Source organism: Amycolatopsis rhabdoformis, from assembly GCF_035918295.1.
GTDB classification, from domain to species: Bacteria; Actinomycetota; Actinomycetes; order Mycobacteriales; family Pseudonocardiaceae; genus Amycolatopsis; species Amycolatopsis rhabdoformis.
The window spans coordinates 5,526,004-5,539,186 of sequence record NZ_CP142149.1; the positions used below are offsets into that span (position 1 = coordinate 5,526,004).

Genomic DNA, 13,183 nt, shown 5'->3' on the forward strand with positions numbered 1-13,183 from the left:
TTAGCATCAATCGTGTTAACGACCGCTAACAACGGTCGGGACGAGCAGATGTGCGCCGGTCAGGCGCGGCTCGTGACCGAAGCGACGAGAGTGCCGCACACACGATCACCGCCCCGGGGTTCCGCACCGGGTTCCAGCGGTCCGCCTCGGCCACCAGGTGACGCCGAACGAACAACTGTCCTTTCGGACTCGAGGGAGTCATCGTGATCGACAACAGGCTCGACGAGGAATACGAGGAACTGCGCAAGACGGTCGCGGCGTTCGCCCGCGACGAGGTGGCGCCGGTGATCGGCGAGTACTACATGCGCGAGGAGTTCCCGTACGAGATCGTCGCGAAAATGGGGGAAATGGGCCTGTTCGGCCTGCCCTTCGACGAGGCCTACGGCGGCATGGGCGGCGACTACTTCGCCATGTGCCTGGCCGTGGAGGAACTGGCGCGGATCGACTCGTCGGTCGCGGTCACGCTCGAAGCGGGCGTGTCGCTCGGCGCCATGCCGATCTACCGGTTCGGCACCGAGGACCAGAAGCAGGAATGGCTGCCGAAACTGTGCAGCGGGCAGATGCTCGGCGCCTTCGGGCTCACCGAACCGGGCGCGGGTTCCGACGCCGGCGGCGCGCGGACCACCGCTGTGCGCGAGGGCGACGACTGGGTCGTCAACGGCTCGAAGGCCTACATCACCAACTCCGGCACGGACATCACCGGCGTGATCACCGTCGCCGCGGTCAGCGGCAAGGACGCCAAGGGCGCCAAGGAGATCTCGACCGTGATGGTGCCCTCGGGCACGCCGGGCCTGAGCGTGTCCAAGCCGTACTCGAAGGTCGGCTGGGCCGCGTCGGACACGCGTGAGCTCGGCTTCGACAACGTGCGCGTGCCGGCTTCGAACCTGCTCGGCGCGCTCGGCCGCGGCTACGCGCAGTTCCTCTCGATCCTCACCGAAGGCCGCGTCGCGGTGTCGGCGCTGGCGACCGGGCTCGCCCAGGGTTGCGTGGACGAATGCGTGCGCTACGCCGGGGAGCGCGAGACCTTCGGCCGGCCCATCGGGAAGTACCAGGCCATCCAGTTCAAGATCGCCGAGATGGAGGCCCGCACGCACACCGCGCGGCTGGCCTACTACGCGGCGGCCGCGAAGATGCTGCGCGGCGAACCGTTCAAGCGCGAGGCCGCCATCTCCAAGCTCATCTCGTCCAACGCGGCCATGGACAACGCCCGTGACGCCACGCAGATCTTCGGCGGCATGGGTTTCATCAACGAAGCACCGGTGGCGCGGTTCTACCGCGACGCCAAGATCCTCGAGGTCGGCGAAGGCACCAGCGAGGTGCAGAAGATGCTCATCGCCCGCGAACTCGGCCTCTGACCTCGGCAAACCTCGACGGGTCCCGGGGTGCGCACTCCGGGACCCGTCGCCACAAAGTATGACGACCAATAGTAGGTCGTCCGAGTAAATCGGAGGTACGATCCCGCCATGGAAGGCACTCGGACATACAGCTGGGTGGACCCCCAGGAGATGGCCAAGCTCAGCCGCGAGATGCACGGGCTCGAGTTCAGCCGGCACCTGCTCGACGCCGGGGAGGCCGGGATCATGCCGATCGCCGCGACGCTGGGCTTCCGGCTCGCCGAGATCGAGCCGGGGCACGCCGTGCTGGTGGGCGAGGTCGGCGAGCACCTGTACAACCCGATCGGCATCGTCCACGGCGGGGTCGCCGCGACGCTGCTCGACAGCGCCGCCGGCTACGCGGTGCAGACGACCGTGCCGGTCGGCAGCACCTACACCACGCTGGACCTGTCGGTGCACTACCTGCGTCCGCTCACCGCCGACGTCGGCACGCTGCGCGCCACCGGCGAGGTGATCAACCGGGGCCGCCGCACCGCGCTGGCGCACGCCGAGATCCGGGACGCGAAGGACCGGCTGCTCGCGCACGCGACGAGTTCGTGCATGGTGTTCACCACCGACGCGTGACCGCGGTGAGGCGGACATGAACGGAAACGAGCTGCGGTCGCGCCGGCCCTCGCCGGCGTGGCCGGCGACTTCGGCCACAGTGGACGAAGGACTCGCGACCCGGCGGATCATCGACGAACTGCTGCCCGAGCGGCTGGAGCGGCTGCGGAAGGTGACCGGCCTGCCGATCGCCCTCGGCGGCACCACCCGCCACGGCAGCGCCGGCCTGCACCTGGTGCTCGACCGGCTCACCGGGAACTCCGGCGACGCGTTGCGCGGACTCGTGGTGCAGCCCGGCAAGGGGCTCGGCGGCTGCGTGCTGCGCAGCCGAAGCCCGTTCCGGGTCAACGACTACGCGTCCACCATGGCCATCACGCACGAGTACGACCCGGCGGTGCGCCAGGAGGGTCTCACGTCGGTGTTCGCCGTGCCGGTGCTCGTGCGCGGCGAGGTGCGCGGGGTGCTGTACGGCGCGGTGCGGGCGGGCAACCCGATCGGCGACCGCACTGTGCGCAGCGCGCTGGTGGTCGCCGAGCAGCTGCAGTCCGATGTGGAGGGCCGGCTGCGCCGCGACCCCGGTCACGTCGCCACCCGCTCCCGCGGCGCGCTGGCCGAGCTGGCCGCGCTCATCCGCGACACCACCGACCCGCAGCTGCGCACCCGGCTGGAGCGGATCCAGGCGGACCTCACCGGCGAGACCTCCCGAGCCGAGCCCACGGCGTCGCTGGCGCCGCGCGAGATCGACGTGCTGCGGCTGGCGGAGGTGGGCGCGAGCAACCTCGAGATCGCCGCGCGGCTGGGCCTGAGCCTCGAGACGGTCAAGGCGTACCTCCGATCGGCGATGCGCAAACTGGAAGTGCACAACCGCACCGCGGCGGCGCACCAGGCCCGGCTCAACGGTCTGTTGTAGACGATTCGTCCGCGGACCTCGGTGGGGCCACGACGGTCGCCGTGGCCCCACCGGATCACGCGAGCTTGAACACCGGCAGCACCGGCCGGCCGTAGGTCGCGGTCATGACGTCGGCCGCGCCGCGGTAGAGGCCGAGCACCGCGAACACCACGGTGACGTACCCGGACGCGTGCACGAAGCCTTCGCTGCCACCGCGGACGCCGATCATGAGCAGCACCAGCGCCACCAGCAGCAGCGCGAGGACGCTCACGAGCACCACGTCGGTGCGCAGCGCCGAGATCAGGAACACGAACGTGAGCACGGCGAACATCGCGAGGAACACCGTGAGGCCACTCGACACCGCGGCGACCGGGTCGGCGTTCGCCTTCGTCGCGGCGGCCACCACCTTCTCCTCGAACGTCGTCTGGATGAAGCCGTAGATCACCCAGAACGGGCCGAAGCTGCCGAACACCACGGCACCGAACACGTTGCCGCGCACCACTTCGAGCACGGCGACGAGGATCTGGATCGTGCCGCCGAAGAAGAACGCCACCGGGATCACGAGGGCGGCGCCGGCGGGGTTCACGAAGTTTCCGTTGTAGAGGCCGAGCATGAGCGAGGTCGCGGAAAACGCGAGGATCGCCCACGCGCCGGGGTCGGCGATCGGCTCGGTGGGGGCGGCCGGTCGGGCAGAACTCCGGTCGGGATCGCGGCCGGAGGTGTGGTCGTGGGCAAGGGATTCGTGCTGAACAACACTGGTCATCCGAGTTCTCCTTGGGGGTCGGCGACCAGTAAAGGTCGTGCGCGCGAGCGCGGCTACCCGCTGCCGGGGGTGACTTCGCGGTCCACAAGCGACCGGCAGCGGGGCCGGCGAGTCAGCCCTTGGCCTGGCGCAGCAACCGGCGGAAGCGGAACCGGGAACCACTCGTCGCCGCGGCGAGGTCACCACCGGCGAGGTCGATCGCGGCCTGGTCCAGTGTGGACATCACGTGGCTGTAGAGCGCCGACCCGAGGCTGATCCGCTTCACACCGACGCGCCGCAGCTCGGCCACCGGCACCGTCTTGTCCGCCGGCGACACCACCACGTTCACCGGTTTGGGCGCCACCGCCAGCACGATCTTCTCCACCGCCGCGAGGTCGGGAGGCAGCGGCGCGAACAGCACGTCGGCGCCGGCTTCGGCGTACGCGGTGAGCCGGCGCAGCGTGTCGTCGAGATCGTTGATGCCCTGGATGAAGTTGTCGGCCCGGGCGGTGACCACGATCCGCTGCCGGGCGGCGGAAACGGCGTGGCGCACGCGGTCCACCGACTCGTCGAAGGGCCGGATCGGGTGCTCGCGCGTGCCGGTCGTGTCCTCCACGCCGAGGCCCGCGAGGCCGGCCTCCACGGCGGCTTCGACCGTGGCGGCGACGTCTTCGGCGGTCTCGCCGTACCCGTCTTCGAAGTCGCCGTTGACCGGCAGCTCCGTGAGCCGCTTGAGCAGTTTCGCGTGAGCCAGGTGTTCTTCGCGGCTCACGGCGTGGCTGCCGTCGAAGCGGCCGAGCGTGGCGGCGAACGCGGCCGACGACGTGCCGAGCGCCTCGAAACCGGCGTCGGCCAGCAGCAGGGCCGAAAGCCCGTCCCAGGCGTTGGGCATCACGAGGCCTTCGGGGCGGGTGTGCAGGGCGAGGAAGTGTTCGTACAGCTCGGAACCGGGCATGGTCGTCCTTCGGTGGTCGGATCAGCGGGCGAGGTCGGGGAACTGGTCGTCGCGCCACTCGGTCGCCGGGTCGAGTTCGCGCGCCCGCAGTTCGACGCGGCGGATCTTGCCGGAGATGGTCTTGGGCAGGTCGGCGAACTCGAGCCGGCGCACGCGCTGGTACGGGGCCAGGTTCTCCCGCGCGTAGCGCAGGATGGACAGCGCCGTCTCCTTCGTGGGCTCGTGTCCGGGCGCGAGCCCGATGTAGGCCTTCGGCACGGCCAGCCGGACCGGGTCCGGCGCGGGCACCACCGCGGCCTCGGCCACGGCGGGGTGTTCGATGAGCACCGACTCGAGCTCGAACGGGCTGATCTTGTAGTCGCTCGCCTTGAACACGTCGTCGGTACGGCCGATGTAGGTGAGGTAACCGGCTTCGTCGATCGAGGCGACGTCGCCGGTGTGGTAGAAGCCGCCGGCCATGGCCTCGGCCGTGCGGACCTCGTCGGCCAGGTAGCCGGTCATCAACGTGAGCGGCCGCCGCGCCAGGTCGAGGCAGATCTCGCCCTCACCCGGGCCGGTCACGACCAGGCCGCTCGAGGGGTCGACCAGCACCACCGGGACACCCGGCAGCGGACGGCCCATGGAGCCCGGTTTCACCTCGGCCTCGGGGGTGTTGCCGACCTGCGCCGTGGTTTCGGTCTGGCCGAAGCCGTCGCGGAGGGTGAGGCCCCACGCGGCGCGCACGCGGTCGATCACCTCGGGGTTGAGCGGCTCACCGGCGCCGATCACCTCGCGCAGGTGCGCCGGCCGGTCGCCGAGGTCGGCGTTGATCAGCATGCGCCACACGGTGGGCGGCGCACAGAACGTGGACACTTCGCGCTCGCGCAGCTGGTGCAGGAGCGCGGCCGGGTCGAAGCGGACGTAGTTGTAGACGAAGATCGTGGCCTCGGCGATCCACGGCGCGAAGAAGCACGACCACGCGTGCTTCGCCCAGCCCGGCGACGAGATGTTGAGGTGGACGTCGCCCGGCCACAGGCCCAGCCAGTACATCGTGGTGAGGTGGCCGGCCGGGTAGGACACCTGTGTGTGCTCCACGAGCTTGGGCCTGGTCGTGGTGCCGGAGGTGAAGTACAGCAACAACGGGTCACCGGGCGCGGTGCCGGGGTGCTCGACCGGGGTGGCGGGCAGCGCGGCGGCTTCGCGGAGATCCTGCCAGCCGGCGGCCGGGCCGACGCTGAAGCGGCGGTAGTCGCCGGGCACGTCGGCGAACTTGCCGGTGTCGGCCGCGTTGCACACCACGTGGCGCGGCTCGCCTCGGGTGATGCGGTCGGTGAGGTCGGCGGGCCCGAGCGCGGTCGTGGTCGGCATGATCACGGCGCCGAGCTTCATGATCGCGAGCATGGTCTCCCACAGCTCGACCTGGTTGCCGAGCATGAGCAGCACCCGGTGTCCTTTGCGGACTCCCCGCGCGGCGAACCAGGCGGCCAGCCGGTCGGACGCGCGGGACAGCTCGCCGAACGTGCGCTCGGTGGCCGAACCGTCCTCGTCCACGATCACCAGCGCCGGCCGGTCGTTGTCGGCGTTGTCGCGCGCGACGGCGTCGAACCAGTCGACGGCCCAGTTGAACCGCTCCCCCAGGTCGGGCCAGCGGAACTCCTCGACCGCGCGCACGTGCTGGCCGCGCAACGCCAGCAACTGGTCGCGGCTCGCCTTGTAGGCCCGATGTGCCTCGCTCGTGCTCAACAGCGATCCTTCCGTCGGCGGTGTCGGTGCGACTATGCGGTTTTCCGGGCGGAGATCGCTACCCTTGAACGGGGGTAACCGCGTTGATCCGCGTTTTTCCTTCTGCGACAATGAATCCCGTGGAGCCAGGCAGTGGAGCTCCGCTCCCGCGCGCGTGCGCGCGTGGCCTGTTCGTTCCACATCGGACAGTCGGACTCGACTTGGCCACCGTCCCTTCAGCCGGTACTCGCGAATTTCTCCAGGAGGATCCGTGCCCTTCGACACCGACCGCTTGCCGCCGTGGCTGGTCTGGCAGCAGCGGCCGTTCCCCGACGCGAACCTGCTCCTGCTGCCCGGCCGCGCGCCGGCGTTGGTGGACAGCGGGTTTGTCGGGCACGCGCAGGAGACGGCCGCGTGGGTCCGGGAGCGGACCCCGACCCTCGACCTGGTGGTGAACACCCACTGGCACTGCGACCACGTCGGCGGCAACGCGCTGCTGCAGAAGAACGGCGCCGGGATCGCCGCCAGCGCCCGCGACGCGCTCGCCGTCGCGCGCCGCGACCCCGGCTGCTGCCAGATGGAGTACCTCGACCAGCCGGTGCCGCCGTACTCGGTCGACGAGCTGCTCGACGACGGCCAGGTGCTGCTGCTCGGCGACACCGAGTGGGAGGTCGTGCGCACCCCCGGCCACACGCCGGGCCACCTCGCGCTGTGGCAGCCCGACGAGCGGATCCTCGTGGTGGGTGACGCGATTTCGGACTACGACGTCGGCTGGGTGAACATCGCGCTCGACGGTCCGGAAGCCACCACCACGGCGTTCGAATCCGTGCACCACCTGATCGATCTCGCACCGCGGGTGGTACTTCCCGCACACGGGCCGATCCCCGCCGACACCGGTGCCGCGCTCGCGAACGCCGCGCGCCGCGCCCGGCGCCTGGTCGACGACCCGGACGGCGCCGTCTGGTACGGCGCGCGCCGCGTGTTCGCCTACGCCCTCATGATCCGCGGCGGCCTCCCCACCGACGCGGTCGAGCCGTACCTGCACGCGCGCGCCTGGCTCAAGGACGCCGCCTGGTTGCTGTGCCGGACGCCCGAAGACCTCGCCGCGGAGCTGGTGTCCACCATGCTCGGCGCGGGTTCGATCGTGCTCCGCGACGGCCGGCTCCACGCCGCGGCCGAACACACCCCCGTGCCGGCCGCGGCGCTGCGCCAGCCCCCGCCCGAAACCTGGCCGGCGGTGGCGGCCGCCCGGCTGCCCTGACCCGGTTTCCCCCGGGCCACCACTTTTCGGAGAGGAGCTGATCGTGCACGAGTCCGCACCGAGTCGGACGACCTGGGTTCGGGCGGGCGCCGCGTTGTTCGGCGTCGCGTGGGGTGCGAACCATTTCACGCCGCTGTTGCTCGTCTACCGCGGTGAGCTGGGACTGCCGGAATCGGCGGTCACGAGCATCTTCGGCATCTACGCGGTCGGGCTGGTGCCGGCGCTGATCTTCAGCGGCCGCGCGGCCGATCGCCACGGCCGGCGTGCCGTGCTCCGGCCCGCGATGCTGATCTCGGTGCTCGCCACGCTCGTGCTGATGCTCGGGCCGGTGTGGTGGCCGTCGCTGTACCTCGGGCGGTTCCTCGCGGGCGTCGCGTCGGGCGCGGCCTACAGCGCGGGCACGGCGTGGGTGAGCGAGCTGTCCGGTCCTGGCCTGGGCGCGCGGCGTTCGGCGGCCGCGTTGTCGCTGGGGTTCGGCATCGGACCGCTGGTGGCCGGCGCGCTCGCGCAGTGGCTGCCGTGGCCGGTGGAGCTGCCCTACGGCGTGCACCTGGCGCTGATGGCCGGGGTGCTCGTGGTCGCGTGGCGCGTGCCGGAAACCGCGCCGCCCCGGACGCGGGCCGAGCGCGTGCAGTGGCTGCCGCGCCCGGCGGTGTCGCGGCACTTCCTGCTCGGCGTGGTGCCGTGGGCGCCGTGGGTGTTCGGCACGGTCGCGATCAGCATCGCCACGCTGCCCGCACTGCTGCCCAGCAAGCCGGCCGACGCCATCAGCACGCCGGTCGCGTTCAGCGGCCTGGTCGGCGGGTTGACGCTGCCGCTCGGCGCGCTCGTGCAGCCGATCGCGCGCCGGCTCGCGCACGCCGGGCACCTGCACGCGCCGGTGGCCGGGCTGCTCGTGACCACCCTCGGCCTCGCCGGCACGGCACTCGTGGCGTGGCACCCGGCGACCCCGCTCGTGCTCGTCACGGCCGTGGTCCTCGGCACCGGCTACGGCATCCTGATGGTCACCGGCCTGGACAAGGTCGAACGCCTGGCCGCGCAGCACGAGTTCGCCGGACTCGTGAGCATCTTCTACGCGCTGGCCTACCTCGGGTTCGCCGCGCCGTACCTGCTCGCCGCGCTCGCCGGCGGGGCCTCCTACGCCGGGTGGCTGGTGCTCGCCGCGCTGCTCACTCTCGCCACCATCCCGCTGATGGTGCTCGCCGGACAACCCGTGTCCCTTTCCGCACAAGATGGAGACCGTCATGAACCAGCTGTTCGCGAACCCTGACTTCGCGGCGTTCCGCTTGTCCGAAGAACACCACGAACTGCGCGCGGCCGTGCGGGCGCTGTGCGAGAAGCACATCGCGCCGCACGCCGCGGACGTGGACGAGAACTCGCGGTTCCCCGAGGAGGCGCGCGCGGCGCTGACCGCGGCCGGGTTCCACGCGGTCCACGTGCCCGAGCAGTACGGCGGCGAAGGCGCGGACGGGCTGGCCGCGTGCCTGGTGATCGAGGAGGTCGCGCGGGTGTGCGTGAGCTCGTCGCTGATCCCGGCGGTCAACAAGCTGGGCAGCATGCCGGTGCTGTTGTCGGCGTCCGAAGAGCTGAAGCAGCAGGTGTTGCCGACGTTGGCAACCGGACAAGCCTTGTTCGCCTACGGACTTTCCGAGCGCGAGGCGGGTTCCGACGCCGTAGCCATGAAGACGCGGGCCCGGCTCGACGGTGACCACTGGGTGCTCAACGGCGCCAAGGCCTGGATCAGCAACTCCGGCGTCGCCACCTGGTACACGGTGTTCGCCGTGACCGAGCCCGGCCAGGGCGCGGCCGGCATCTCGGCGTTCGTGGTCAACGCCGGCGACCCGGGTTTCGAGGTGGGCGCGAAGGAACGCAAGCTCGGGATCAAGGGCTCGCCGACGTGCGAGCTGTACTTCACCGACTGCACCATCCCGGCCGACCGGATCGTCGGCGAGCCGGGCACGGGGTTCAAAACGGCGATGCGCACGTTCGATCACACGCGGCCCACCATCGGCGCCCAGGCGGTGGGAATCGCCCAGGGCGCGTTCGACGCCGCACGCGCGTATGTCAAAGAACGCACGCAGTTCGGCAGGAGGATCGCCGAGTTCCAGGGGGTGCAGTTCCTGCTCGCCGACCTGGCGATGAAAATCGAGGCCGCGCGCAGCCTCGTGTACCTCGCGGCCGCCAAGGTCGAACGCGGCGAGCCCGACCAGACCTTCTTCGCCAGCAGCGCGAAGTGCTTCGCCTCCGACGTGGCCATGCAGGTGACCACCGACGCCGTGCAGCTGTTCGGCGGCGCCGGCTACACCCGTGACTTCCCCGTGGAACGCATGATGCGCGACGCGAAGATCACCCAGATCTACGAGGGCACCAACCAGATCCAGCGAATGGTGATGGCGCGTGCGCTGCTCAACCGATGACTTCCGCACACGCCACTGCGAGTCGGCGAACACCTTCGGTGATTTCCCGGACATCCGCGGTGCCGGCGAACCCCAGCCGCAGGTGCGGGGCCGGCGCCTCGGCGGCGAAGTACGCGCGGCCCGGCGACACCGCCACCCCGGCGCGCAACGCGGCCGCGGTCAGGGCGTCCTCGTCGGTTCCCGCCGGCAGGCGCACCCACAGGTAGTGGCCGCCGGTCGGCACCCGCACGGGCGCCAGCTCGGGCAACTCACGGCCGAGCGCGGCCACCAGGGCGTCGCGCCGCTCGCGCAGACCGGCGGCCAGCGTGCGCAGGTGCCGCGGCCACGACGGCGCCGCCACGAGGTCCAAGGTGGCCTCTTGAACCGGCCGCGGCACGAACAGGCTGTCCACCACCTGGATGGCGCGCAACCGTTGCAGCACCGGGCCGCGCGCGGCCAGAGCCGCCACCCGCAGGTTGGGCGACGTCGCCTTCGTCAACGAGCCCACGTGCACCACACCGCCGTGCGGATCGTCGGCGATCAGCGGAGCCGGCACCGCCTCGCCGTGGCCGAGGTGGCGCGCCCAGTCGTCCTCGAGCACGAACGCACCCGCGGCGTGCATGAGCTCGAGCAGCTCGCCGCGCCGCGGCGGGGCGAGCACGACGCCGGTCGGGTTCTGGAACAGCGGCTGGTGGTAGAACACCTTCGCGCCGGACGCGGCGAGCGCGTCCTGCAGCAGGTCGAGACGCACACCCCCGTCGTCCACGGGAACCGGCACCGGCCGCAGACCCGCCGCGCGGGCGGCCGCCAGCGCCCCGGGGTAGGTCGGCGACTCCACCAGCACCGCGGCGCCCGGTGGCGCGAGCGCGCGCAACGCCGTGGTCAAGGCCGCCTGCCCACCCCCGCTGATCAGCACTTCGGCCGCGGTGAGACCGAGCTCGCGCGCGAACCACGCGCGCAACGCCGTGAGCCCCGCCAGCGGCGGCCGGTCCCACGCGCCCGGCCGGCGTGCGGCCGAGGCCAGCGCGGTGGCGAGCGCGCGTTCGGGTTGCAGCGAAGCGTGCAGGTAACCACCGTTGAACGCGATCACGTCCGGCGGCGGCACGGCCAGGTTGGCACTGAGGCCCGACGCGTCGACCACGCGCTCGCCACCGAACTCGTCGGCGGTGAGCGCGACCTCCTGCCACGACGTGTCCACGATCGTCCGTTCGCGCGCCACCGCGTCCGCGCGATACGCGCCGGCGCCCGGGCGCGTGTGCACCAGCCCCTCCGCGGCGAGCGCCGCGAGGGCGCGCGACACCGTGACCGGGCTGACGCCGAACCGCTCGACCAGAGCCCGGCTCGACGGCAGTTTCTCACCGGGCGAGTAGTGATTCAGCTCATCTCGCAGCACATTGGCCACGTTTTGTGCACTGCTATCGTAGGACATGAAGGTGAATGATAGCGCTATCGACGCCACCGCAGTAGCGGTCGGCACCCAGGTCCTGCCGTCCGTGCTCGACGCGATCGGGCAGACCCCGATGGTCCGGCTCGACCGGCTCACCGAGGGCCTGTCGGGCACGCTGGTCGCGAAACTGGAGTACCTCAACCCCGGCGGGTCCAAAAAGGACCGCGTGGCGCGGCGGATCATCCGCGCCGCCGAGGAAGCCGGCACGCTGCGGCCCGGGCAGCCCGTGGTCGAGGTCACCAGCGGCAACACCGGCGCCGGTCTCGCCATCGCGTGCGCGCTGACCGGCCACCCGTTCGTCGCCGTGCTGTCGGCGGGCAGCTCGGCCGAACGCGCGCGCATGATCCGCGCGCTCGGCGCCGAGGTCGTGCTCGTCGAGCAGGCGGAAGGTTCGGTGCCGGGCCGGGTTTCGGGTGCGGACATGGCGCTCGTCGAAGACCGGGCGCGAGTGCTCACCGAAGCGCGCGGAGCGTTCCGTTCCGATCAGTTCGAAAACCACCACAACGTGGCCGCCCACTACACCGGAACGGGCCCGGAGATCTGGGCGCAGACCGGCGGCCGGCTCGACGCGTTCGCCGATTACGTCGGTACCGGCGGCGGCCTGGCCGGGATCACCCGCGCGTTGAAGGAGCGCGACCCCGCGATCCGGTGCTTCGCCGTGGAGCCCGCAGGCGCCGCGGCGCTGGCCGGGCAGGATGTGGTGGAATCCCACCATCCCATCCAGGGTGGCGGCTTCGGCCGGGCCGACCTCACCCACCTGCGCGACGTTCCGCTCGACGGGTACCTCCAGGTCTCCGGCGACGAAGCCCGGCGCACCGCGCGGCTGCTCGCCACCCGGGAAGGCATCTTCGCCGGCTTCTCCGCGGGCGCCAACGTCGCCGCGGCCCTCACCCTGATGCGCGAAGACTTCGCCGGCGGCACGGTCGCCGTCGTGATCCCCGACACGGGCCTGAAGTACCTGTCGACCGACCTGTGGGAGTGACGATGGCCGCCGGTTCACCGCCGTCCGGCGAACTTCGCCGGGCTCACGCCCAGCATGCGCTTGAAGTGCCGGGTGAGGTGCGACTGGTCGTAGAACCCGACCTCGGTGGCGACCGTCGCCGCCGGAACACCGTCGAGCAGCAGCCGCCGCGCCAGCTCCACGCGCCGGCCGGTGAGGTACAGGTGCGGCGGCAGCGAAAACCGGCGGGTGAACGAGCGGATGAGGTGGGTCGAGTCGGCGTGCAGCAGGTGCGCCGCTTCGTCGAGCGGCAGCCCGGCCACCACGCGGGCGTCGAGCAGGTCGCGCAGGTCGTCGGCCAGGCCGCGGTCGGGCTCGCGGCGGCGCCCGGCCCCGGCCGGGTCGCCGCTCAGGTCGTGGTTCAGGTGGGCGCCCAGGCGTTCGACCACGAACGCGAGCCGGCTCTCGGCCTCGAGTTCGTCCCCCGGCGCGGCCAGCGTGTCGTGCAGCCGGCCGATCCGGTTCCACAGCAGCGGATCCCGCAGGTTCGGCTGGTCGGTGGCCGGGCCGATCAGCCGCTCGTCGAGCGCGGGTTCGGGCAGGTACAGCACACGCTTGCGGAACCCGTGGGGCGCCGCGGTGCGGCCGTTGTGCGGCACGTGCGGCGGCAGCAGCACGACCTGCGAGCGCAGGGTGCCGTGTTCGTGGCGGTCGAGGTCGTACTGCAGCACGCCGTCGTCGAGGATCAGCAGCGTCCACACCGTGTGCGTGTGGACCGGGTAGGCGTGGCGCACGAAATGGGCGTGGAACACCTCGCTGATGCCGGGAACGCCGGGGCGCCAGGCACTGATCGCGGATTCGCCTGCCATGCCAGGAACGTACAAGAATTCCGCTCGCGCGGCGGCGAGGATCGGT

Annotated in this window: 12 protein-coding genes; 7 read left to right on the forward strand and 5 right to left on the reverse strand. The window is 71.6% G+C overall.

Annotated features, from left to right (window positions below):
• Positions 1 to 203: 203 nt before the first annotated feature.
• The 3 genes from VSH64_RS25415 to VSH64_RS25425 all read left to right on the forward strand — a co-directional run bounded on the left by VSH64_RS25415 (position 204) and on the right by VSH64_RS25425 (position 2,847).
• Positions 204 to 1,355 (forward strand): acyl-CoA dehydrogenase family protein, encoded by a 1,152-nt coding sequence (locus VSH64_RS25415; RefSeq protein ID WP_326565185.1) that lies wholly within the window; start codon positions 204 to 206, stop codon positions 1,353 to 1,355.
• 108 nt (positions 1,356 to 1,463) lie between these two features.
• Positions 1,464 to 1,958 (forward strand): PaaI family thioesterase, encoded by a 495-nt coding sequence (locus tag VSH64_RS25420; protein WP_326565186.1) that lies wholly within the window; start codon positions 1,464 to 1,466, stop codon positions 1,956 to 1,958.
• A gap of 16 nt (positions 1,959 to 1,974) precedes the next feature.
• Positions 1,975 to 2,847, forward strand: a complete 873-nt coding sequence (locus tag VSH64_RS25425; RefSeq protein WP_326565187.1) for a LuxR C-terminal-related transcriptional regulator — start codon at positions 1,975 to 1,977, stop codon at positions 2,845 to 2,847.
• A gap of 55 nt (positions 2,848 to 2,902) precedes the next feature.
• On the opposite strand, the gene VSH64_RS25430 is transcribed toward VSH64_RS25425, so the two are convergent.
• From VSH64_RS25430 to VSH64_RS25440, 3 genes are all read right to left on the reverse strand, one after another.
• Positions 2,903 to 3,589, reverse strand: coding sequence for an acetate uptake transporter (locus VSH64_RS25430; protein WP_326565188.1), 687 nt, complete (start codon positions 3,587 to 3,589; stop codon positions 2,903 to 2,905).
• A gap of 112 nt (positions 3,590 to 3,701) precedes the next feature.
• Positions 3,702 to 4,523, reverse strand: a complete 822-nt coding sequence (locus tag VSH64_RS25435; protein WP_326565189.1) for an isocitrate lyase/PEP mutase family protein — start codon at positions 4,521 to 4,523, stop codon at positions 3,702 to 3,704.
• Positions 4,524 to 4,544: 21 nt separating this feature from the next.
• Entirely contained in the window at positions 4,545 to 6,245 is a 1,701-nt protein-coding gene (locus VSH64_RS25440; protein ID WP_326565190.1) for an AMP-binding protein, read from the reverse strand.
• A gap of 250 nt (positions 6,246 to 6,495) precedes the next feature.
• Here VSH64_RS25440 and VSH64_RS25445 point away from each other — a divergent pair, with 250 nt between their 5' ends.
• Genes VSH64_RS25445 through VSH64_RS25455 form a run of 3 tightly spaced genes read left to right on the forward strand, consistent with a single transcriptional unit; the run spans position 6,496 to position 9,902 of the window.
• Positions 6,496 to 7,485, forward strand: a complete 990-nt coding sequence (locus VSH64_RS25445) for an MBL fold metallo-hydrolase (protein ID WP_326565191.1) — start codon at positions 6,496 to 6,498, stop codon at positions 7,483 to 7,485.
• A gap of 43 nt (positions 7,486 to 7,528) precedes the next feature.
• Positions 7,529 to 8,755, forward strand: coding sequence for an MFS transporter (locus VSH64_RS25450; protein ID WP_326565192.1), 1,227 nt, complete (start codon positions 7,529 to 7,531; stop codon positions 8,753 to 8,755).
• Entirely contained in the window at positions 8,730 to 9,902 is a 1,173-nt protein-coding gene (locus VSH64_RS25455) for an acyl-CoA dehydrogenase family protein (RefSeq protein ID WP_326565193.1), read from the forward strand. Before VSH64_RS25450 ends, VSH64_RS25455 begins: the two co-directional genes overlap by 26 nt.
• Here VSH64_RS25455 and VSH64_RS25460 read toward each other — a convergent pair.
• Positions 9,892 to 11,310, reverse strand: a complete 1,419-nt coding sequence (locus VSH64_RS25460; protein WP_326565194.1) for an aminotransferase-like domain-containing protein — start codon at positions 11,308 to 11,310, stop codon at positions 9,892 to 9,894. The two genes, VSH64_RS25455 and VSH64_RS25460, sit on opposite strands and share 11 nt — an antisense overlap.
• A gap of 4 nt (positions 11,311 to 11,314) precedes the next feature.
• On the opposite strand from VSH64_RS25460, the gene VSH64_RS25465 reads away from it, so the two are divergent.
• Positions 11,315 to 12,310 carry a PLP-dependent cysteine synthase family protein gene (locus VSH64_RS25465; RefSeq protein WP_326565195.1) on the forward strand — a complete coding sequence of 332 codons (996 nt, stop codon included), beginning with the start codon at positions 11,315 to 11,317 and terminating at the stop codon, positions 12,308 to 12,310.
• A 14-nt stretch (positions 12,311 to 12,324) separates the two neighbouring features.
• On the opposite strand, the gene VSH64_RS25470 is transcribed toward VSH64_RS25465, so the two are convergent.
• A complete protein-coding gene (locus VSH64_RS25470) occupies positions 12,325 to 13,137 on the reverse strand; it encodes an AraC family transcriptional regulator (protein WP_326565196.1) in 813 nt (270 codons plus the stop codon).
• Between the last annotated feature and the right edge of the window lie 46 nt (positions 13,138 to 13,183).